Annotated in this window: 18 protein-coding genes; 8 read left to right on the plus strand and 10 right to left on the minus strand. The window is 46.1% G+C overall.

Annotated features, from left to right (window positions below):
- Window positions 1-49 precede the first annotated feature (49 nt).
- The 6 genes from pdxY to ABMY42_RS13320 all read right to left on the minus strand — a co-directional run bounded on the left by pdxY (window position 50) and on the right by ABMY42_RS13320 (window position 7,765).
- A complete protein-coding gene (gene pdxY / locus ABMY42_RS13295; RefSeq protein WP_269990726.1) occupies window positions 50-913 on the minus strand; it encodes a pyridoxal kinase PdxY in 864 nt (287 codons plus the stop codon).
- Between the two features lie 107 nt (window positions 914-1,020).
- On the minus strand, window positions 1,021-1,203 hold the full coding sequence (locus tag ABMY42_RS13300) for an AbrB/MazE/SpoVT family DNA-binding domain-containing protein (RefSeq protein ID WP_005447373.1): 183 nt from the start codon (window positions 1,201-1,203) through the stop codon (window positions 1,021-1,023).
- 146 nt (window positions 1,204-1,349) lie between these two features.
- Window positions 1,350-2,660: a putrescine-ornithine antiporter gene (gene potE, locus ABMY42_RS13305; protein WP_005447372.1), complete on the minus strand. Its 1,311-nt coding sequence runs from the start codon at window positions 2,658-2,660 to the stop codon at window positions 1,350-1,352.
- A 65-nt stretch (window positions 2,661-2,725) separates the two neighbouring features.
- On the minus strand, window positions 2,726-4,906 hold the full coding sequence (gene speF, locus ABMY42_RS13310; protein ID WP_005429232.1) for an ornithine decarboxylase SpeF: 2,181 nt from the start codon (window positions 4,904-4,906) through the stop codon (window positions 2,726-2,728).
- Window positions 4,907-5,616: 710 nt separating this feature from the next.
- Window positions 5,617-6,063, minus strand: a complete 447-nt coding sequence (locus ABMY42_RS13315; RefSeq protein WP_005447369.1) for a helix-turn-helix transcriptional regulator — start codon at window positions 6,061-6,063, stop codon at window positions 5,617-5,619.
- A 496-nt stretch (window positions 6,064-6,559) separates the two neighbouring features.
- On the minus strand, window positions 6,560-7,765 hold the full coding sequence (locus ABMY42_RS13320) for a tetratricopeptide repeat protein (protein ID WP_005447367.1): 1,206 nt from the start codon (window positions 7,763-7,765) through the stop codon (window positions 6,560-6,562).
- Between the two features lie 513 nt (window positions 7,766-8,278).
- Between ABMY42_RS13320 and pulA the strand changes: the two genes are divergently transcribed.
- Entirely contained in the window at window positions 8,279-12,268 is a 3,990-nt protein-coding gene (pulA, locus tag ABMY42_RS13325) for a pullulanase-type alpha-1,6-glucosidase (protein WP_009697267.1), read from the plus strand.
- A gap of 122 nt (window positions 12,269-12,390) precedes the next feature.
- Here pulA and ABMY42_RS13330 read toward each other — a convergent pair whose 3' ends face one another.
- A complete protein-coding gene (locus ABMY42_RS13330) occupies window positions 12,391-13,524 on the minus strand; it encodes a glycerate kinase (protein WP_050921318.1) in 1,134 nt (377 codons plus the stop codon).
- 149 nt (window positions 13,525-13,673) lie between these two features.
- Window positions 13,674-14,810 (minus strand): sugar diacid recognition domain-containing protein, encoded by a 1,137-nt coding sequence (locus ABMY42_RS13335; RefSeq protein ID WP_239214764.1) that lies wholly within the window; start codon window positions 14,808-14,810, stop codon window positions 13,674-13,676.
- Window positions 14,811-15,342: 532 nt separating this feature from the next.
- Here ABMY42_RS13335 and ABMY42_RS13340 point away from each other — a divergent pair.
- Window positions 15,343-15,516 carry a hypothetical protein gene (locus ABMY42_RS13340; protein ID WP_005428284.1) on the plus strand — a complete coding sequence of 58 codons (174 nt, stop codon included), beginning with the start codon at window positions 15,343-15,345 and terminating at the stop codon, window positions 15,514-15,516.
- Between the two features lie 38 nt (window positions 15,517-15,554).
- Here ABMY42_RS13340 and ABMY42_RS13345 read toward each other — a convergent pair whose 3' ends face one another.
- Together ABMY42_RS13345 and ABMY42_RS13350 are read right to left on the minus strand one after the other, a co-directional pair.
- The gene (locus ABMY42_RS13345) at window positions 15,555-17,243 is read right to left on the minus strand and encodes an amidohydrolase (RefSeq protein WP_349266409.1); all 1,689 of its coding nucleotides are present in this window, start codon (window positions 17,241-17,243) and stop codon (window positions 15,555-15,557) included.
- Between the two features lie 79 nt (window positions 17,244-17,322).
- A complete protein-coding gene (locus tag ABMY42_RS13350) occupies window positions 17,323-17,694 on the minus strand; it encodes a hypothetical protein (protein WP_033007902.1) in 372 nt (123 codons plus the stop codon).
- A gap of 242 nt (window positions 17,695-17,936) precedes the next feature.
- Here ABMY42_RS13350 and ABMY42_RS13355 point away from each other — a divergent pair, with 242 nt between their 5' ends.
- The 6 genes from ABMY42_RS13355 (at window position 17,937) to ABMY42_RS13380 (ending at window position 23,365) form a co-directional block, all read left to right on the plus strand.
- Complete coding sequence (locus ABMY42_RS13355; RefSeq protein ID WP_349266410.1) at window positions 17,937-19,784, plus strand: M3 family metallopeptidase; 1,848 nt, start codon at window positions 17,937-17,939, stop codon at window positions 19,782-19,784.
- 354 nt (window positions 19,785-20,138) lie between these two features.
- Window positions 20,139-20,675, plus strand: coding sequence for a DUF924 family protein (locus tag ABMY42_RS13360; RefSeq protein WP_009695992.1), 537 nt, complete (start codon window positions 20,139-20,141; stop codon window positions 20,673-20,675).
- A 143-nt stretch (window positions 20,676-20,818) separates the two neighbouring features.
- On the plus strand, window positions 20,819-21,109 hold the full coding sequence (locus ABMY42_RS13365; protein ID WP_005435368.1) for a putative quinol monooxygenase: 291 nt from the start codon (window positions 20,819-20,821) through the stop codon (window positions 21,107-21,109).
- 204 nt (window positions 21,110-21,313) lie between these two features.
- Window positions 21,314-22,024 (plus strand): HAD hydrolase-like protein, encoded by a 711-nt coding sequence (locus ABMY42_RS13370; RefSeq protein WP_029788771.1) that lies wholly within the window; start codon window positions 21,314-21,316, stop codon window positions 22,022-22,024.
- Window positions 22,025-22,179: 155 nt separating this feature from the next.
- Window positions 22,180-22,497: a DUF4144 family protein gene (locus ABMY42_RS13375; protein WP_017189719.1), complete on the plus strand. Its 318-nt coding sequence runs from the start codon at window positions 22,180-22,182 to the stop codon at window positions 22,495-22,497.
- 139 nt (window positions 22,498-22,636) lie between these two features.
- Window positions 22,637-23,365 carry a class I SAM-dependent methyltransferase gene (locus ABMY42_RS13380; RefSeq protein ID WP_349266411.1) on the plus strand — a complete coding sequence of 243 codons (729 nt, stop codon included), beginning with the start codon at window positions 22,637-22,639 and terminating at the stop codon, window positions 23,363-23,365.
- The last annotated feature ends 33 nt before the right edge of the window (window positions 23,366-23,398 follow it).

Raw genomic sequence — 23,398 nt, forward strand, 5'->3', positions numbered from 1 at the left:
GATCAAAAAAGGGAGCACTGTGCTCCCTCTTTCCTACCAATGATAAGACTTAACTTAATGTCACTTCTTCCAATGGGAAGTGCTTGCTCGGCTCAACGAACTCTTGTTGTGCTGCGATGGTTTGCAGTTCCCATTCGCCCGCTTGGTAAGTCGCATTAAGTACGCCGTAACACGCGTCGTGGCAGTGTTGGAAGGCTTGTTTTGGCGTCCAACCTTTCAGCAAGCCAGCGGTAAAAATCGCCGAGATCAAATCACCTGCACCGACGGGGGCTTTAGCAAATTCAAAATGAGGGCGCTTCGCTAAATAAGTGCCTTCTTGCGTCGCAAGTAACATATTGAAGCTATCGTCAGACAAACAGTAAAGGTGTTTCACCAACACCACTTTAGGACCTTTTGCTAGTGCACGCTGACAAGCGTTGATCGCATCATCCAGCGTATGAATTTCCATCTCTGCAAATTGGCTTAACTCGAACTGGTTAGGCACGATCACATCTGCCATTGGCATCAGACGGTTTAACAAGTTTTCTGCAATACCCGGCGCCACAATACAGCCTTTATCTGGCGCGCCCATCACTGGGTCACACACATAAAGTGCGTCTGGGTTTGCTTGTTTTACTTTGGAGACGGTTTCTTCAACTGCCAGACATTGCTCAGCACTGCCTTGATAGCCAGTCAGAACCGCTTTGCACTTTTCTAGCGCACCAATGTTGCCAAGACCACGAACCAGTTCGCTGATGTCATCAGCCGAGAACGCACGCCCCGTCCAACCTTCTTGGTACTGGGTGTGGTTAGAGAATTGAACCGTGTGAATAGGCCACACTTCAAAGCCCATGCGTTGCATTGGGAAAACGGCACTGCTGTTACCAGCGTGACCAAAAGAAACATGAGATTGTATAGAGAGGATACCTTGCATAGTACCAGACCTCTTCTTGTTGTTATCAATAGTTCAAAGACAGCGGCGAGCGCCAGATTTGCGAAACCAGTAGTGTATCCGACAAACCAAGATTCTCTAACTCAATTCTAGCCTTCTTCGCTCGAATCGATTGGAGAGCTGGTTTTCAGTACCATTTTCTTAATTTCCATTTTGTCTTTATTGAGCGCAATTTCGAGGGTGTCCCCTTCCCTTATCCCGAGCTCAGTCAGGATCACGCTTGGAATGACTACGACGGTATCGTCACCGATTTTAACAGGTTGGCTAATCATCTTTCGTCCCCCAATTGTCGAAAATGAGTTTTCACGTTATGAGTGGTGTTGTGTCCTCAACTTACCTAGTGTTTCAAATCAAAAGGTTATGGATAAAAGCAAAAGAGCCCTCCACACCGCGTATGGGAAGGCTCGATTGAAAAAACTTAGTTCACGAGAGGTTCGTGTTTAGAAGCGATCAGACCGTACGCACTCCAACCTAGGAAGGTAACGATAGAGCCCCACATCATGGCTTCGTAGCCAGAACCGTACAACGCATAGAAGCTGTACAGAGAACCAATCAGAGCGATGATGTTCGTTGTCTTCATCTCGCGCTCAGGCACGTGCGCCACTTGCTGCATGATGAAGATTGCGCCCATACATAGAATGTAAGGAATGACGTTCGTCACTACCGCCAGGTTAACCAGCGCTTCAAATTGCTCGTTCAATGTTGGCGAGATAGTCATTAAAGAAAGCACCGATTGGATAACCGTGATAGCCACCATGCCTTTGATTGGTGTACCGCGTTTATCAACTTGTGAGAACAGTTTCGGGAAGAAGCCTGCATCTGAAGATGATTTGAATACTGACGCGATAGTGAACTGCCAACCCAGTAGTGAACCTGCACAAGCAAGAACTGCCATACCCGCAACCACTTTACCCGCCGTAGAACCTAGCATCACTGTCCATACTGTTGAGAATGGCGCTGTAGATGCAGCAAGCTCAGAGTTCGCTACGATACCAGAACAGATGTTGGTTGAAACAATGTAAACCACTGCCGCAATCAGCGTACCGCCCAATACTGCGATTGGTACGTTCTTCTCTGGGTTTTCTACCGCTTCTGAGTTCGCACAAGCCGATTCAAGACCTAGGAATGCCCAAAGTGTCATCGCGATCGACGCACTTACCGCTTCACCAAATGGTAGGTGGTGTGGGTTCCACGCTTCTACGTACATGGTTGGGCTAAAGTAGAACCAACCAACAATACCCAAAGAACACACAGGAAGGATAACGCCCCAGACCGTAAACGAGCCGATTTGACCAGTAATCTTCGCACCACCAAAGTTAGCGAAGGTACAAATCCAAAGGATAGCGATGGTGTACAGACAGGTCTCTACTGGCGACAAGGTCACTTCAAAAAACGCAGATCCGTAGCCAACACAGGTTATCGCAATCGCGATGTTGGCGATCAACAAAGATAAGCCGTAGGTCCAACCCGCCATAAACGCACCCGATTTACCAAACGCGTACGACGCATAACCGTTCATACCACCGTCACGTTTACTAAAGCGACCACACTTTGCAAATACATAGGCAAGAGCCAATGAACCCGCCGCAGTAATCAGCCAAGATAGAATCGAAATCGTGCCCACTTGCGCCAGCTTACTTGGCAGCATAATGATGCCCGAGCCAGCCATGTTAATGAATGTCAGAATGGTTAGCTGCACCACCGACATTTTTTTGGTTTCAGTACTCATAAATTATTCTCCACGAATAAACGGTTCGCACCGCGACAACCAAGTCACGATGCGAACGGGGTAGATTAATCTTTAAGGGCGTAGCAATGGGCGGTGGTGCGACCATTGACGTCTTCTAGGTACACACCTTGAATCTCTGGTGCGAAGCCTGGGAATCGGTTGATGCCTTCTTCTAGAGATAAGAAGTAATCGACCACTTGTTGAGTCCAGATTTCGCCCGTGATCACACAGATAATGCCTGGAGGGTAAGGAAGCGCACCTTCTGCTGCGACACGACCTACCGCTTCTTTCAGAGGCAAGTAATCACACTCGCCGCGGAAGTATTTGCGTGTTGCCACATCTGGTTTGTGCACCATAGTTGGGAAGTATTCGCTACGGAACATCGCTTTTTGTAGCTGTTTCACGTTCAGCTCTTTGTACATGTCATGCATTTCCTGACATAGCTGACGGATGGTGTAGCCGCGGTAGCGCTCTTTGTTCGCCTCGTAAACACGAGGAAGCACGATGTTTAGCGGCGCATCATCACGAATGAATTTTTCGAAGCGGTTAATCTGCGCCACAAGATGACGGATCTTACCCATGTCCTCTGCTGGAGTTAGCAAGAACAAGATAGAGTTCAAGTCACACTTCTCAGGGATGATGCCGTTCTCACGTAGGAAGTTAGCCAATAACGTTGCAGGAATACCAAAGTCTGCGTAGCTACCATCTTCAGCAATACCGGCTGTAGTGAGTAGCAATTTACATGGGTCAACGAAGTACTGACCTTCGCCGTAGCCTTCAAATTTATGCCAGCTTGCGTCTGGCTCGAACATGAAGAATTTCTTATTGGTTGCGATAAGATCGGTGTCGTAACTGCCCCATGGTTGACCATCAACTTGGTCAGGAATGAACGGACGAATCAACTCACAACTTTTCAGGATTTCTTTACGTGCTTCGATACCAGTCTTAACCGCATCACGCCATAGGCGTAGACCCGCTTCACCATCGTGGATCTTCGCGTTCACATCCAATGCTGAGAATAGCGCATAGAATGGTGAAGTGGACGCATGCATCATAAACGCGTTGTTGAAGCGTTTGTGGTTACAGTAGCGAGCCTGACCTTTGATGTGGTGGTCTTTTTTGTGGATTTGCGAGGTTTGAGAGAAGCCAGCTTGTTGCTTGTGAACAGACTGAGTCACAATCACACCGGCATCTTCTGGTTTCAGATCTAGTAGCAGTGGAGAACAGTCTTTCATCATAGGAATGAACTGCTCGTAGCCCACCCATGCCGAGTCAAATAGGATGTAGTCACAGAGATGACCAATCTTATCCATCACGTAACGTGCGTTGTAGATGGTACCGTCGTAAGTACCTAATTGGATGATCGCAAGACGGAAAGGACGTTCATCACGAGCGCGCTCTGGTGACACTTTCGCGATTTGAGCACGGATGTATTCTTCATCAAAACAGTGCTCATCCATACCACCGATAAAACCCCAAGGGTTACGTGCCGTTTCTAGGTAAACCGGCATACCGCCCGCTTGGATCAATGCACCGTGGTGGTTTGATTTGTGGTTGTTACGGTCAAACATCACCAAGTCACCTTCGGTCACTAACGCGTTACAAACCACTTTGTTTGAAGCCGAAGTGCCGTTAAGTACGAAGTAGGTTTTGTCTGAGTTGAACACTTTTGCTGCGTGTGCTTGAGCTTGGTGAGCAGAACCTTCGTGGATCAGCAAGTCACCTAAATCAACGTCCGCGTTACACAAGTCACTACGGAATAGGTTTTCACCGAAGAAATCGTAGAACTGTTTACCTGCTGGGTGTTTTTTGAAGAACTGGCCGCCTTGGTGTCCTGGACAGTCGAATGCAGAGTTGCCCATTTCCACGTAGTGAGTCAATTGTTTGAAGAAAGGTGGAAGTAGGCGACATTCGTATTTGGTGACAGCCTCATTGATTTGGCGACCGTAGTATTCAATTGACTGTCTTTCCAAATCGATAACGCCGGTTAACCATACGTAATCTTCTGCTGAAACTGGGTTTTCATCTGTGACCAAGAAAACCGGAATGCCATAACCCGTTTCAGAAATAATTTTGTGTAGACCAGCCTTAATATCTGCAGAAGTAATAATTGCAGCGCCAACGTCAGTTAATTCGACGTGCTCAAGTGGTTTTAAAGTTCGGTTAAATTGCTCATCCAAAGATTCAGATAATAAACTGAAGTCTTCTGGCATGTAATTACTAACACCGATAATTAAACGTTTCATTTGAAATATCTCTTATTTGTTCTGTAAAGACGACAAGCACAGATATTACAAACGAAATTAATATTTAAAATTCAAAAAACAAATTTCGTGATTATTAGTTCATAATTAAAACTCTTATTTTCTCGAAATAAAATTTCGCGATCTTTATCACTTTCCTTTCGATAAGCCAATGATATTAGATTCTGGTTTAAATTGAATTTAGGTGAAGAATTATGTGACCTCACCAGTTATTATTAAAAAAGGAATCAAAAGAAAATAAAATTTTGCGATTTTCATCACTCTATATTTTACTAGATTGATTTAATAGCAAGAATAAACACAATAAATATGCCTATATTTAACAATTTATAAACTATATACCCAAGTAACTTCAAGATGCAGGGTTCAGAGCGTTGTCATTGATTCGAGAGCAAGGAAAACAACGCAGTGTAATAGCCAGCTCTTTCCAAGTTGTTTGACGCAGCAATCGGGTCAATGACACGCTCCCAAAGGGCGAGCTGCCTTGGCTTGTATACTTTGTTACCGATTCTTGATTTAGACCCACTAAACCTTTAAATCGCCGCCGCGTCTACAAACCAAGTCAGTCTCGCTGAACCTAGCATATCGAGGTTACTTGGGTATAAACAAAAAGCCATCAACATTTCTGCTGATGGCTTTTTACTTTATTGTTTTACTTTGGTGGTTTTACTTTGATAGCAGCGAGAGCCAGTTTAATCAAACAAATGGCTATCGAGCCTCACGCCATTATTCGACCACAATTGATACCGTTTCACCGCGATTCCAGACGAGTACATGGTGTGCTTACAGTCCATACATTCCACAAAGTACAGACCACTCATGCCAGCCATAACATGTAACCTTCGACTGTCACAGCGCTTACAAGACAAGCGCTGCACCTTACTGTTTACATCCACACGACGGGCGAAGTTCAGCGTTTCATGCGAGCTTAGAGCCTCAACAGCGCTGTCTTTAAACGGGTGCTCACTGAGCAAGTGGTTGATGGCATAATCATACACCGGAGGAATCGATGTTTTGCCATTCTCTATATTGGTTATCTTAGCAACGGAAACTCCCAACAAAGATGCAAATTCCACTTTGCTGTATTCCAAGATAAACCTTGAAGAGATGAACTTATCTGCACTAATGATTCTCAACATACACAAATCTCTAATAGACATAAAAAGAGCGTGAGTTTGCCCCTTTATGTTGAAAAGGATAATAACAGGTTGCTTCTTACTGTATTTATACGCAGAGTGTGCGCTATTTTATTTTTGGATATATTGCGCTCAATTAAGTTAAAGATCAATAGAGATAATAGAAAACCGAAAATAGAAATTAAGATTTAGTAATATAAAACTTAATAGCTAATATTAGTTAAAGTAATGAATCTAGATAGATCAACACAAATTAAGCTAACAAATTATTTTCATAGCCATTTTATTGGCTAATCAATAATATTGGATTGGAGCTTAATTCGTGTATTTCCAACAAGGGGGGATTTCCCTCTATTTGTCGATTTATATAACGATAGGTGATTAAGTGATGGATTTCTGTTGAAAAATTGCATAAAGATCACTCACCTCTTTATACCTAAGAGATGCTTGGGTATATGCACTTGGTGGGATTTCTTATAACACGGGCAATAAAAAAGCCTCACGAATGAGGCTTGTTGAGATTCTGTGGCTGTAAGAAGTTCTGAGTAAAGTCGAGCACTTCTTTTGATGGTTGCTTGGGTGGAGAAGCAAACTCTTGCTGTGGTGGAACCTCAGCATCAAAGTTCAGCTCTGGTGCGCCATCAAGCAAACTTTCTTCTTCATGATGTTCTTCACTCAGCAACTCATTGAGTTCATCTTGATCTGGGAAGTAAGGTTCACGTTTGTAGACCTTGTTTAACGCACGAATGATAGAGTGCTTTTTGACGAAACCAGATGCGAGCTTCCTCTGCAGCGGTTTAGCGATAGATTGCAGCCCCACTACAACATCCACGCCGATGTTGCTTGCGACTTCATCACGAACGACACGTGCTGGCTCATAGCCCATGTTCGCGGATAAAAACAGCCAAATATAAGCAATCGCATTGCCTGTTTTACCGGTATCTTTCCACGCTTCTCCCGCGTGAAACATTGCCTCTGCGCTGCCACTCTCCGCCGCTCTTTCAAGCCAATAACACGCTTTCACCATGCTTTTATCAGTGCCAGTGCCTCTTAGATAACACAAACCCACTTGGATTTTACCTTCAGCACTGTCTTGCTCGGCAGCTTTCATAAACCAGAACAAAGCATCAGCACTACGCCCTGCCGTATTCTCCGGTGATAACTGCCATTCCCCCATATACAACATGGCAGGAATACAACCCTCATCTGCTGCCATTTCGATGAGTTGATGCCCTTTGGGAATATTCTTCTCGGTACCACGTCCAGACAAAAGTGCCTTACCCGTTGCAAATTTCGCGTCGATATCACCTTCCATACCGGCAATCGCAGTACGCCAAAAATTCGCTTGCTCTCTTAAGATAACATCTTCACGCATTCGCTCAGCCAAACGCACCACACCATACATACCTGTGACGTTATCCAGTTTGGCAGCTTTGTCGTACCAATACAGAGCGCGCTTGAGATTGTCTCGCTCTGATTCTTTCGCTAAATAGAGAATTGTCGGAATATGACCGGTCTCCGCCTTAAACTCACGCTCTTTACGTTCTTGTTCGCGCGCTTTTTGCATCGCCTTGCGATACGCCACTTCACGCGCTTTCCTCTCTGCCTCTAGACGTTGCTTACGCATCGACAACGAGATCATCCAAACAAATATCAGGATGAGTGAAAGGCCAGTTGCTGTAATAGCAATGCCCATACTACTCATAAACCGCCTCTTTTTAGGTCAGTGCTCACCGAGACTTTCCGCGCTTGGGAAAATCTGCAAAATTCTAACTCGGGGTATAATTGCGCCATCTTTGGCGTACTCCGCTCTATTATATAACGACCATGTAGGTAAAATCTGAAGTTTACTGGTCGAGTATGGCGAATTTTTATTCGATATCACCGCAACTTATTTTTAATTAAAAAATAACACCCCTAATTTTATAGAAATGAGTCACAGTTTTGGGGCTTAGACATTCTCCGCCCCTATCATCCCCCCTTTCTCCTCCTATAAAAATTTACATCTTTAGGCTGTGCTGAATATCTCACTATGAGACCGTTTTATTATTTAATTTGTGAACAAAATCTAGTGTGACAGAAAATTTTTACTTGTAAAAAACTTAACTGCCTGCTCTCACATTTTGCTGATAGTTCAGTGTATTAGCATCTTGTTGAACATTTCCTTTTCGGCATTTTGCCAATCTATTATCAATTCAATAACAATGGATTTGTAAACGTGGACAATAAAACATTTAAATTATCAGCGATTGCTAAAACCGTACTGCCGCTCCTTTCTGTGGCAGTCATCAGCGGTTGTGGCAGTGATAGCACAAGCGATGACACAACGAACCCTGGCTCTGGTCTACACCCTGCGGGAGAGAACGAAGTTGTCATCTATTACAAACGCGATGTCGCAGCTGCATCATCAGCAAGCGATTACGAAGGTTGGGGTCTACACCTTTGGAATGGCGAAGGCTGTACAAGTACCGATCTTGAAGAAATGGGGCTCCCAGAGGGCGGTACGGACTGGGGGTCACCTCGCCCATTCGACGGCATCAGTGACACTTACGGTGCTTACTACGTTCTGAAAGTGAACCCAGACGCATCTGACCCACACAACTGTATGAACTTCATCCTACACAAAGGCGATGAGAAGGCATTCGGCAGTGCAAACTCAAAAGTTGAGCTGACTAAGCTAGGTGAATCGAAAGGTTTGTTCGGCTTCCACGGCAGCAGCGAGCTTTACTACGAACCAATTGAAGAACGTCCTGTCGAAATTGACGGTCAAAAAGCGCATTGGCTAGATGCTAATACCATCGCTTGGGAAGCGGCGGCGAATGCAGACTCAATGAAGCTTTACTACAGCTTGACTAACGACATCAAGATGGATGAAGACAAGCAAATCACTGGTGGTACAGCAGTTGAGCTGACGAAAGCAGGCGAATTGTCTGAAGCACTGAAAAAACGTTTCCGTCACCTTTCTAGCCTACAAGCAGCAGGTATCGATGTTGATGCTGACGTACTTCACACCATTCTAAAATCGCAAATCGTCATGGTGGCTTACAACGCAGATGGCGATGTTATTTCTGCAACTGAAGTACAAAAACCAGGTGTACTTGATGCCGTATTTGCTAACAAAGATGCAGGTAACGCAATCGGTCAGGAACTTGGCGCAATTGTTGATGGCAACGCAGCAACATTCAAGCTTTGGGCACCAACAGCGCAAGACGTTGACCTGATCATCTACGATGCAGATTTGAAAGAACAAGCAACCGTTGCGATGACAGAAGATCCAGCTACAGGTATCTGGGCATCAGAAGCGCAAAGCGACGTATTAAACAAATACTACCGTTACCAAGTTAAGGTTTACCACCCAACAACAGGCGTTGTAGAAACCCGCCTTGTTACTGACCCATACTCGCTAAGCTTGTCTCAAAACTCTCTGTACTCACAAGTTGTAGACCTAGACAGCGATAGCTTGAAACCTCAAGGTTGGAATGATTACAAACGTCCTGAACTTGCTAAAGACGAAGACCACGTACTGTACGAGTCGCACCTACGTGATTTCAGCTTTAGCGATACCAAAGGGACCAAAGCATACAATGGTAAGTACCTTGCTCTGACAGAAGCGGATCGTGAATCGGTTTCACACCTTCAAGCTTTGAAAGACGCAGGTCTCACTACGCTTCACATTCTGCCAGCATTCGATATCGCTACCGTCGATGAAAACGAAGCAAACCGCGTGGATATTACTGACACGGTTGGCAAACTCTGTGACATTAAACCAGCCGCTTCTGTTTGTGGTACAGAAAACGAAAGTAAAGTCATTGAAGATGTCCTAAACAGCTACGATCCAACAACGGGTTCAGCTCAGGCTCTGATGAATGACCTACGTATGCTAGACAGCTTCAACTGGGGCTATGACCCATTCCATTACACAGTGCCAGAAGGCAGCTACGCGACCGATCCTAATGGTTCTAAGCGTATTGTTGAATTCCGTGAAATGGTTCAAGCAACACACAAAATGAAGCTAAAACTTATCATGGACGTGGTGTACAACCACACTAACGCATCTGGCGTAAATGATAAGTCGGTTCTGGATAAGATTGTCCCTGGATACTACCACCGCCTGAACGTAAACACGGGTGGCGTAGAGAACTCAACTTGTTGTGATAACACAGCAACAGAGAACCTAATGATGGGTAAACTGATGGTTGACTCATTGTTAGTATGGGCAGACGACTACAAAGTGGATGGTTTCCGTTTTGACTTGATGGGTCACCAGCCAAAAGACGTGATGGTTTACGCGCTAGAGCAAGTACGTAAAGTTGACCCTAACACACTATTCTACGGCGAAGGTTGGGACTTTGGTGAAGTGGCACAAAACGCTCGCTTCGACCAAGCAACGCAAGTCAACATGGCTGGCACAGAGATCGGTACTTTCTCGGACCGTCTACGTGATGCAGTTCGTGGCGGCAGCCCATTCGATGGCGGTAAAGACTCAGAAGGTAACCACCCACTTCGCTTCAACCAAGGTTTTGGTAACGCGGCATACGCTAACGAAGAAACGAAGACAGACGCTGATTCAGTAAACGGTCGTCTACACAACCAAGATCTTGTTCGCCTAGGTATGGCGGGTAACTTGGCTGAATTCGTTCTTCTTGATTACAAGGGCGACACTAAACTTGGTAAGAACGTAGACTACAACGGTGCACCTGCGGGCTACACTAAGATGCCATCAGAGAACATCTCTTACGTATCTAAGCACGATAACCAAACGCTTTGGGACAACAACGCTTACAAGATTGCTACAGGCACCCCTTCTGCTGAACGCGCTCGTATGCAAAACGTGTCTCTATCTACGGTAATGTTGGGGCAAGGTATTCCATTCATTCACATGGGTTCTGAGCTGCTACGTTCGAAATCGATGCAGCGTGACTCTTACGATTCTGGTGACTGGTTCAACCGTGTGTTCTTCAACGGTACGGACAACAACTGGAACGTTGGTCTACCTCGTCAAGATAAAGATGGCGCAAACTGGGAGCTTATCCAGAAGATCGTTGGTGACAGTTCTGCGAAACCAAGTGCTGAAGATATCGAGCTAACTAAGAAGCAATTCCTAGAACTACTGAAAATCCGCAGCTCTAGCGAACTGTTCCGCTTAGATACTGCACAAGAGGTAATGAACCGCGTCGATTTCCGTAACGTAGGCAAAGACCAAGTAGAAGGCTTGATCGTTATGTCTATCGATGACGGTAAATCAGCAGGTAAAGACCTAGACACCAACTACGATGCCGTTGTGGCAGTGGTGAACTCAACGTCTAAAGAGCAATCTTTCACAGTGAAAGGTGCAACAGGTTTCGAACTGCATGAGATTCAGAAGAACTCAGCAGACGACATCGTAAAAGGTGCAAGCTTCGCGGGTGAGACGTTCACAGTTCCTGCGCTAACAACAGCGGTATTTGTACAGCCTCAGGGCGGTGCACAAGGCGACGGTCTACCGGTTAACAAAGACAACAAAGACGTATCAAGCATTCCTCCTTACGGCGAAACTGTGGTTTACGTGAAGGGTTCGATGAACGGTTGGTCTGATAGCAGCGATTGGGCAATGACCTTTATCGGCAATGGCTTGTACTCAGTAACAGGTGTACTTGAAGCTGGTGAGCACGAGTTCAAGTTTGCAGATTCAGGTTGGTCAAATCCAAACATCGGTTGTGATGCAGCAACCCAAGCAAGTGACTCTTTAGACCTAGGTGCAGCGGGCAACTGTAAGCTATCAGTGGCTGAAACTGGCAAATACAACTTCACTCTAAACGCACTGAATGTTCAAGATGAAAGCGTAGAAAAACCAGTAATTTCAGTAACGAAAGCAGCAGATGCGCCAACGTTTGGTGACACGTCACTGTTCTTACGCGGCACTATCACCACTTGGGATACGCCAGCTGAAGACTCTAGCGCTAAATTCTCTTACGTAGCCGCTGATGTTTACTCACTAGACATCGCTCTAGCAGCAGGCAGCTACGAAATGAAGATCGCAAGCGCAGACTGGGCTGATGCGACCAACTTTGGTGGTGACGGCAGCGTGGAGCTAGGTAAAGCGGTCACCATGAATGCCGGTGGCGGTAGCAAAAACCTTAAAATTACGATTGCTGAAGCAGGAAACTACAACTTCCACTTCAATGCGGCAGACAAGGCGGCACCAATCGTAACGGTAACTAAGAAGTAAAACAGTAGGCGCAATCATGTGCTAGCTTGGGGAGGGTAACACCTCCCCTTTTTTGTGCCTGTTTTCCGCAACGACGAAAACCACAAACCTCCACAGCTCATCGCTCCTAAACACAGCGAGAGTTAGTGTGGCAACTGCCACAACCTCGCCACGTTTTCTGCCAAATTGGCTAGGTTTGTATCCGCTTCTTCCATCGCTTCAGGCAAGCTCATTGCGCGTGGCACACACACGAATACCGCATCAATGCCATATTCGTAGACTGCTTGGAAGTTATCACCTGTACAGCCTGCTAGGGCAATCACTGGCAAACCATATTCTTTCGCCACTTTCGCCACACCCATTGGTGTTTTGCCATGCACGGTTTGATGGTCAATACGACCTTCACCAGTAAAGACAATATCAGCGTCTGCTACGTGCTCTGCGAGCTTTACGGTGTCTAGCACAATCTCGATACCCGGCTTCAGTCGTGCTGGGAGGTAACCAAGCAACGCCGCGCCCATACCACCGGCTGCACCTGCGCCTTTTTGAGTCAGAACGTGCTTGCCCGTCACTTGCTCTGTCAGTTCGCCGAATTTGTTGAGAGCGGAATCTAACAGCTCAACATCTGCTGACGTTGCGCCCTTTTGCGGACCAAAAATTGCTGATGCGCCTTTCTCTCCACACAATGGGTTATCAACATCACACGCCACCAGCACCTCACAATCAGCTAAGCGAGCGTCGAGACCTGATACGTCAATGCTTGCTAGCTCAATCAAACCGCCACCGTTGGGGGTGATTGGCTGACCAGCACTGTCAAGAAACTTAACACCTAACGCCGCCAGCATACCCGTACCGCCGTCATTGGTTGCGCTACCTCCTAAGCCGATGATCAAACGTTGAATACCGCGATCAAGCGCATTCGAAATTAACTGACCAGTACCAAAGCTGCTGGTGTTTTTCGGGTCACGAAGATCACTTGGCACAAGATGCAAACCACTTGCCTCGGCCATCTCAATCACTGCGGTTTCGCCATCCCCCAGAATACCGTAAAACGCCTTCACATCATTACCGAGCGGACCTTTTACAGTCACGAAAACCTGCTCCCCCTCAGTCGCATCAATCAAAGATTGAACTGTACCTTCGCCGCCGTCAGCAACAGGTAGCGTGACAAACTCTGCGTCTCGCCAAACACGAGACAAACCCACTTTGATCGCCTCACTTACTTGTTTAGCGGTCAAGCTCTCTTTAAACGAATCTGGGGCAATCACAACTTTCATTTCATTCTCCTGAAAACAGCGCGCTGCGAGGAACAAGTCGCAACTCATCAATGTAGCTATTCTCACTCAAAAACTCGGCGCATTCTTTAGGCAAACAACCAAATTACACTGAGCTTAATCATTTAAATCTTGTGCGCCTGCACAATAAATCAACTTAACTTATTGAGATGACTGGCAATATAAAGCTCAACCAACCCCGTAAAATCATGCGTTGAAATGCCCGTCACTTCACTGATTTTATCTAGACGGTACCTCAATGTATTTCTATGAATAAACAATGCATTAGCGCAATCATTAGCGTTGCCATTGGCATGAAAATACGCCTCTAAAGTTTTCACCAACTGCCCAGATTTGTCTGCTGAAGCAAGAGAAGTCATCGCCTGAGCGAGTTGTTCACCTTGCCAAGAGTCGGCTAACGGGGCGAGTAACACAGGTATGCGATACTCAGAGAAGCTCAATGTGATTTGTTCTGGATGAGAACGGCGACCAACGGCAAGCACCTGCTTGGCACTTTGGTAGGAAAGAGGGAGTTGTTTTGCGCCATCAAAATATTGCCCAATCGCAAGGCGAACATCGTCAATCTGATTCGCAGTTAATCGGCGCTGAATGCGCTCAAGTATACTTTGGTCACTGTTCGAGGTAGAGGAAGAACACAAAGGCTTGAGAACGACAATTTCGTTCATCGACATGATCGCCACCAACGGTTTATCTTCAGAACGATACAGTACGTCCACCACTTCACGTACCTTGCTCAAACTAACAGGAGCATTATCTGCAATAAGCTCGATCACCACGGCAACTCTTTGTGTTACTAAATCGATGCAAAGACGCTGAGCCCAATCGTGCAGATCTGAATCATTGAGTTGTTGGTTTAACCATGCTGATACAAACTCTTCTTGGTGGCGACGATCCCATTGCAACTGCTCCACCAGCGAAGCTTGCTCAATGGTCAGTTCCGCTGTCACCTTAACTAACTGAGCAAACGCTCGGATTTGCTCAGGTTTGCCAGTGACGCCCACCACACCAACCACTTCACCTTTAAAGTGTAGCAACATATTGATGCCCGGTTTCACGCCTTGCAGGGATTGGCAACTTTGCTCATCCAACTCCAGCGAATCACCGTGGTTGAGCGCTAGCACCGCCCCATCGTGCTTTTGACCAATGCGCTCAGCTTCACCACTGCCAATAATAGTGCCTGCCGCGTTCATCACATTGATGTTGTGTCCAATGATCGACATAGTGCGATCGACGATTTGCTGCGCGAGTGTGTGGTCGAGAATCACCATTTCTGTTCCTAAAATCTCAACGATTGAGGCGTCAATAAATCACACTTTGTCTTCTATCGCCATGATATTGAACTGGAATCAACGCCAATGTGAAATATCACCCAATTATACCCAAGTGACTTCAAGATGCAGGATTCAGAGCGTTGTCATTGATTCGAGAGTAAGGAAAACAACTTGGTAATAGCTAGCTCTTTCCAAGTTGTTTGACGCAGCCATTTGTTTGACTAAAAAAGCGAGTCAAAGACACGCTCCCAAAGGGCACTCTTTGCAAATAGTAAGGACCTTGGCTTGTATACTTTGTTGCCGATTCTTGATTTAGAATGACTAGATCTTTAAATCGGCGCCGCGTCTACAAACCAAGTCATTCTCGCTGAACCTAGCATCTTGAGGTTACTTGGGTATAACCTTAAATTATTTACGGCTATTAAGCCAAAAAGTCAGCCATCACTGCTTATACTTATAGTCGAGCCACCCAAGTTTTTGTACTTGGCGCGACTTGAACCGACAACCAAACAGTGACCGGAGGGAGACTATGGAACTGCGGAACAAGGCGGGCGACATTGCCAAAATTGCTGACAACCTCACCTTGAAAGAAATAACCGAAATGGGCTACACCGTCGATCTATGCGATGAAGCCTTTGATCCAGGCGAACATTGGAAAGCAGAAGGACAAACGCAAGGTATGGGCGAATACCCTGAAGAATAATCTATAGAACCTTTTAGCCGAGTGAATCATCGCTCGGCTTATTCATCATCAATTTGTTCATACACCACTTCCCCGCGCAGCACTGTCATGAGGACACGTGCTTGTGCTATGTCTTGTGCTTTCAATTGGGTAATATCTTGATCCAATACGGCAAAGTCTGCCGATTTCCCAACATCTATTGAGCCAATTTCCTTCTCTAAACCCAAGCTGTAAGCCGGATGAATTGTATATGCATCAATCGCAGCGGTAACGTTTGGCAAGCCAGTATCTCCCATCACCAAGCTGTTGGAGATGCCAACCAATGGGTTCAAATCATGCACATTCCAATCACTGCTTAACGTCACGTTAGCTTTAGTATTATAAAGCGCGCGCAGGTTCATTAAGGCTCTAGTTCGCTTAGCGCCTAAGAAGGCTTCTGCCCATTGATGATCGTGATACGCCACATAATCGGAACCGACTTGAAAGTCTGCCGTAACGTCCAACTTGGCAAACCTTGGTACATCTTTGCTGTTCACCAGTTCCACATGCGTCAAAGTATAACGACGCTGGTTACCTTGGCTGCGCATTTTTTCAATCGCATTGAGTGATTCGCGAATGCCGCCATCTCCGATAGCATGAATGTGCGCGCTGTAACCGAGTTTATCGAGCTTGTTTAGCCATTCAGGCATCACTTTTGGTGAGATGTAATTCAACCCATATGGTGAATCCGGCAAGTAAGTATCAAGATAAGGTGCAAGGGTTTTTGCGGTGCCATTTATAAAGATGCCATCGCTGTACATTTTGACTTGGTTTACCAGTAACAAGCGAGAGGTGTCGTCGGACTGAATGCGTTTCAAATACGTCAGTTGAGAGTCCATGCTGTCGGTCGGATAGATCCATGGTCGTAAAGAAACACGAGCGGTCAAATCGCCTCGTTTTTCGCTCTCTTTCCATACTTCATACCAACCTCGCTTCCAGTACATTCGTCCATCACCAATTGTGGTAATGCCGTAGAGCGCAGCTTCTTCTAATCCGGTCAACAAGCCTTGGTAGCTCACCGCAAACTGCGCACTCATGCTGTTCCAAGCCAGCTCCATCACTAAATCACCCGCGTTATCGAGTAAGATGCCATTCAACTCGCCTGTATCCGGATCTTTGAGAATGCGACCGCCTTGCGGATCGGACGTGGTTTTATCAATGTTCGCCGCTTTCAGCGCAGCCGAGTTAACCCACATCGAGTGAGAGGTTTGCTCCATTAACACCACAGGCGTATCAGGAAACACCTCATCGATCACTTCGAGAGGTGTGCGTTGGTTTTCTTCCGACAAAGTAGCATCAAGCGTAAAACCGTAGCCCATCAACCACTCGCCATCTTGGACAAACTCTTTGCAGTCTTGCAGTTGTGGGATTTGCTCATCCAACAAAACGCCAGCTTGCAACAAGCACGTACCGCCTGCTTCGGAAGCCGCCTCAAACACATGGTTGTGGTTATCGACAAAGCCCGGTAACAAATAGGTATCGCTTAAATCCACCACTTCCGTGCCATCACCAACCCACGCTTGTGCCTTGGCTTTATCGCCAATAAAAGCAATCCGCCCGTCACGCACGGCGACAGCATCGGCTTGCGGATGACCATAAATACCAGCGTTGATGTACACCATGTCTGCCGTTTGCTCAGCAGCATTCGCCCATGCGCTAAATGCAGACAGCAACACAGCACCAAGAATCCGTCTATGAGGAGTTAACATGACACCTTCCGTTGTATTCGCTAACACATTGAGTATATGCAAACTGGTTTAGTTTGCTGTCGGTGCGGGTTAGGCGTCATTATTTCTGTGCACTTGCTTGGATTTCCTCTACAAACAGACGCACCTCTTCTAGATAGTTGCCATTCGCACAACCCCAGTCACTCACTTCGATAAATTCACGCGTTAACTGACCACTTTCATCATGAATGACGCTTTGGCGAAACAAGTTCCAACTTGCCGACTGTTTTGGATTGTTGGCATCCACATAACGCTCACCATAGCTTTCGATTAACTGGTTGTAGGCATTCTGACGCTGTTCTGCGTTTGCCGATTCACTCAGTATCACAGCGCAGTTTTTTTCGATGACCTGAACTCGGTCATTGGTTGGCAGCGTCGTTGAGCATCCTGCTAATGTTAGCCCCATTAAACCCATTGTTATTCTTGTTTTCATTATTGTTTTCCTTACCTTCAGCACCACTGCGAAAGACCGAATTTTATAAACTGCGCTCCACGATTTCTAATCAAAAACGGAAAAACTTTGTGACTGACGTCTGCACATGTAAAAAGTGCGGTAAATTACTGTTTACAAGCCATAAAGAAGACAAATGGATTTCGCATTCCTTTCTGCTATTTAGACGTGCCATAATCAACGACGATAAAAACCTCAATAAAGCAAACATTTGAAGGATCAAAATGACTGCAACGGAATACCTAAACGACCTCAACCAACGTTACCTCGCCATCCATCGCACCAAAGAAGACTTCTTTTGGGAAACCTACATGGGCATCAGCGACGACCACGATGGTTCGACAAAAGCACAAACCGCTTGGACCAATTTCTTGAGCAACGCCGAACAAATCTCAGACATCAAAGCGCAACTTGAATCGGCTGAAGCGATCGCTGATCCACAAGAGAAACAGCAAACGCAAATTGGTTTGCAAGGATGGTTGGCAACATTTGAATCGCACGCGATTGAAGGCGAACAAGCTCAAGCCCAAAAGAATGCTCTGATTGCATTTGAAGCCGAGTTGTTCGAGAAAAAGCAAAATCACGTCCTGACGTTTACCAATGAAAACGGTGAACAAACCGAGGGCTCTTTGCCTGTATTGTCTTCGACCATTCGCGCCAATAATCACGAAGAAGTGCGTCAATCAGCACATCAAACGCTACTCGACCTTGAGCAATGGTTGCTGCAAAACGGCTTTATTGAGCTGATCAAACTGCGTAATCAATTCGCACGTTCTTTGGGCTACGAAACCTTCTTTGACTACTCAGTGAAGAAGACGGAAAAGATGAGCTCTGAGCAACTGTTCAGCATCTTAGATGACTTTGAACTGCGCACGCGCGATGCTCACCTAAGCAGCTTGGCAAACCTTGCAGAGCAAAAAGGTCAAAGCGCACTGACTGGCTATAACTTTGTGTACTCGTTTGCCGGTGACGTCATGCGTGACTTAGACCCGTACGTGCCGTTCTCAAAGTCGCTACGTCGCTGGGTAGAATCATTCGGTCGCCTAAATATCGAATACTCAGACGCAGAGCTAACGCTAGACCTGCTTGATCGTAAAGGCAAATACCCGAACGGTTTTTGTCATGGTCCTATCCCATCGTTCTACAACCAAGGCGAATGGGTTGCCGCGCAGGTGAACTTCACCAGTAACGCGAAGCCAGACCAAGTGGGCAGCGGCTATGATGGCATCAATACTCTGTTCCACGAAGGTGGTCACGCTGCGCATTTCGCTAACGTCAAGATGAACGCGCCGTGTTTCTCTCAAGAGTTCGCACCAACTTCCATGGCATACGCAGAAACACAATCTATGTTCTGTGACAGCCTGCTGACCGATGCCGATTGGCTAAAACAATACGCGTTGGACGCAGAAGGTAACCCAGTACCGGATGAGATCATCCAAGCGATGATCAATAGCCGTCAGCCATTCAAAGCGTACGAAGAGCGCAGCATTTTGGTCGTGCCGTATTTTGAACGCGCACTTTACCAATTAAGCGATGAAGAACTGACGCCAGAACGCATCACAAAGCTGGCACGCGATTTCGAAAAGCAAATCCTTGGTTTGGAGTGCAGCCCACGCCCATTGATGGCGATTCCACACCTTCTGTCTGATGAAGCAGCGTGTGCCTACCACGGTTACTTGCTAGCACATATGGCGGTTTACCAGACTCGCGCTTACTTCCTCGATAAGTTTGGCTACCTGACTGACAACCCAGAGATTGGTCCACTACTGGCGAAACATTATTGGCATGCGGGTAACGACCTATCGCACAACAAGACTATCGTTAGTCTCACGGGTGAAGGCTTTAACGCTAAGTATCTGGCAGACATGTGTAACCTATCCCCAGAACAAGCATGGGAAGTTCAGCAGCAGAAGATTGCTTCGCTGCAAACTCGTGAACGTGCTCCGGTAGCGTCTTTAAATGCCAGCATCAAAGTGGTGGATGGCAGCAAAGAGCTTGCAAGCAACTCGATCTCAGACGAGCAGATGTGCGAGCAGTTTGAGCACTACATCGAAGAGACTTACGGTCGATAAGCGAAACCAAGAGCTAGGGGGTATACCCAAGTAACCTCGAGATGCTAGGTTCAGCGAGAATGACTTGGTTTGTAGACGCGGCGGCGATTTAAAGGTTTAGTGGGCCTAAATCAAGAATCGGCAACAAAGTATACAAGCCAAGACCCTTACTATTTGCAAAGAGTGCCCTTTGGGAGCGTGTCTTTGACTCGCTTTTTTAGTCAAACAAATGGCTGCGTCAAACAACTTGGAAAGAGGTGGCTATTACACTGCGTTGTTTTCCTTGTTCTCGAATCAATGACAACGCTCTGAATCCTGCATCTTGAAGTCACTTGGGTATATACTCCTAGCTCTTTTTCTATCAGGGAAGCAACCATGTACCAAGATATCCTGACTTTCTGGTTTGAAGAACTGGAACCAAAAGACTGGTTTGTGAGTAATGCAGACGTCGATAAACAGATCGAAACGCGCTTTCTCACCACCTTAGAGCAAGCCGCTCAATCTGAATTGTTTGACTGGAGAGAGACGGCACAAGGTCGCCTCGCAGAGATCATCGTGCTCGACCAATTCTCTCGCAATGTTTATCGCAACACGCCCAAAGCGTTCGCTCAAGATGCACTCGCACTTGCCTTGGCACAAGAGACGATTCGTTTAGGGTTGGACCAAGAATTGACCGACGTTGAACGCAGCTTTTTGTATATGCCATTTATGCACAGTGAGTCTAAACGGATTCATGAAGAGGCAGAAAAGCTGTTCAAAGCTCTGGGGCGAGAATCTAACTACGAATTCGAACTAAAGCATAAGGTGATCATTGATCGCTTTGGTCGCTACCCACACCGCAATGCGATTTTGGACCGTGATAGCACCGCAGAAGAAGTGGAATTCTTACAGCAGCCTGGTTCCAGTTTTTAAACACAGCTAGCACAAAATTGAAGCAGGATTATCAATTTATATTTGATAATAAATCAATCATTGTGCTGTTTATCATTTGGTGATTCGCGACTAATCTTTACCTCGTCAACACGATACATCACGATCAACAGAGGATTTCCACCATGGCTAAATTGACCATCGTCGCTAACATCATTGCCAAAGCAGACCAAGTAGAATTGGTAAAAGCTGAGCTACTGAAACTGATTGATGTCACTCGTGCCGAGGAAGGTTGCATCAACTACGACCTTCACCAAGATAACGAAAACCCAGCGCATTTCACTTTCTACGAAAACTGGGAATCACGCGAACTATGGCGCACGCACATGGACAACGAACACCTAGCGCAATACATGAAAGCAACTGAAGGCGCGGTAGACACCTTCACTCTAAACGAGATGTCGCACATCGCTTAACGCTTTGTACAACTCAGCATGCACTAGAAAGCCAGCAACCATCACCTTGCTGGCTTTTTGTTTTTCTTTCGCTTGGTCTCTTTTCCCTCCTTTCCGAGCGATTCAAAGCAAGCTTATGAAAACATGAGCAAGATCTGGTTATCTCCCCCCTAAGACTGGCAAGATTTAAAGCTACTCACCCTCTGCTGTATCAAAAGGTTTTGCATGAAGTTAGACGCCGTATTGTGGGATTACGATGGCACCCTAGTAAATTCTGTTCCGAAAAATATCGACATCACCAAAGCGATATTGTCCGTTGTAGCGCCGCACCTGACCGGGGATAACTTACCGAAATACCTACGCAGTGAAGCGGATTATCATCATGCCAATCACGCAGCGAAAAACTGGCAAGAACTGTACGTAAACTACTATGGTATGTCCCAAGACGAAATGCTAATAGCTGGCACCATGTGGGCAGAGCACCAAGAACAAAACCAAACACCAGTGGATCTATTCAATGGTATTGCCAATGTGGTGAATGCGTTCGCGCACCTGCCACACGGAGTCTGCTCTCAGAACTCGCAATCCAACATTCGTAACGTACTTCGCGCCAACCAAATCAATGCACCGTTTAAAGCCGTCGTGGGCTACGATGACGTGTCCAATGGACATCAGAAGCCGGATCCTTTTGGTGGCATCAAATGTATTGAATCCATCTTTGGGCACACGGATAAACAGCTGCTGATGTACATTGGTGACCACGAAGCGGACACGCTTTTTGCACGCAATATCGAGCAACATTTAGGTAGCAACTGCAAAGTGATTGCCGTAGCAGCAGCGTACAGTGGCGCTCAACCGCAGCACTGGAACGCCCAGCCAGATTATGTGGCACATCAAGTAGACGACTTAATCGACATCATTGGTAATTACGCTTAGCCTCAACATGCACAACACTGAAAACCCGAAAACCATCTCGAAGACAGAAAGCCTTTTGCTCTCTTAAGGCTTTGTGTATCGTACATGCCTTGTGCTGGCTTACTTGGCTCACGCGCAACTTCAGACCATTCACACTCAATACCTAAGGTAACGCAATGATCACATGGCCTTGTTTACTTAAACTCGATGGTGACGATGAACTGGTGTATTTAGCTTCATCAAAGCAGCTAAATGCAGAATGCCAAGCGTTGATTTGGGGTCAGGATGACATAGTGATTGATACGCAAGGTCATTGCTACGCATTGCAAACTGGCTTTGACAACTCGGTAGAATTAAGCCTTTTGCCACAAACACTGAATGTGCAGCAAGTGACAGAGCTGATTCAAAAACACGAATTTAGCAAAGCACAACGTTGCATCATCAAAATCCATTTTGTGTCGGTCCAGCAAGCGATTGAAGCGTTGGCTAATTAACAATTACGCCCTTGTTTTTATGCTGAGATAAAAACATAAGCACCTGAATTTCGATACTTTCTCATTTTGAGACTCATAATCACTAAAAACAGCGGAGTGATTCTTGCTACTTCAATCTTTTGGCTTTGAGGAAAATGACATGCAAGAAAAAGTTCGCCAATTGGATGCGCAGCAAACCACCTCATTTGACACGGAATACATCGATAAAGGCATGTTTGAAGTACTAACCAAACAACTCAACATGCTCTATCCTACCCAGCAGCCTTTTCACCTACTCGATGTAGGTGGCGGGAATGGAATGTATGCAGATAAGATTTTGAATCATTATCCCAATGCTCAAGTCACGCTTATCGAGCCAGAAGCGTCACTCATCGCCAAAAACCGTCCCAACCCAAACAAACATCTGGTCTGCCACCTTTTCCAAGATGCTGCGCTTGAAAGCAGTTTTGATATCATCCAGTTCAACTGGGTTTTGCATCACTTTGTTACCAACACCTATCAGTCCACCAAGCAAGTACAGCAAGAGGCTCTTCATTGTGCCTACCGGCATTTAACCCCAGGAGGGCTGATTGTCATGTTTGAAAACTTCTACGAAGGGCTTTTAGTGAACAATTTACCCAGTTCACTGATTTATCGATCTACCTCATCCAAGCTACTAGCACCGCTCACTCAACGACTAGGTGCGAACACTGCGGGCGTTGGTGTCTGCTTCCATAGTCGTACTACTTGGCACGATATGATCATTGAAGCGGGCTTTAAAACCGTCTTGCACGTTCCCTTCTATGCCTTTGGCAATTTGAGTAGTCTCAAGACCAAAGCGTTGCATTTGCGAAAACAAAATGTGGGATTATTGATTGGTAAAAAGTAGCTAATTCGCTATTAAAATTTGTTAATCTGGCAC

The organism is Vibrio sp. SSH13-20, assembly GCF_040104475.1.
GTDB classification, from domain to species: Bacteria; Pseudomonadota; Gammaproteobacteria; order Enterobacterales; family Vibrionaceae; genus Vibrio; species Vibrio harveyi.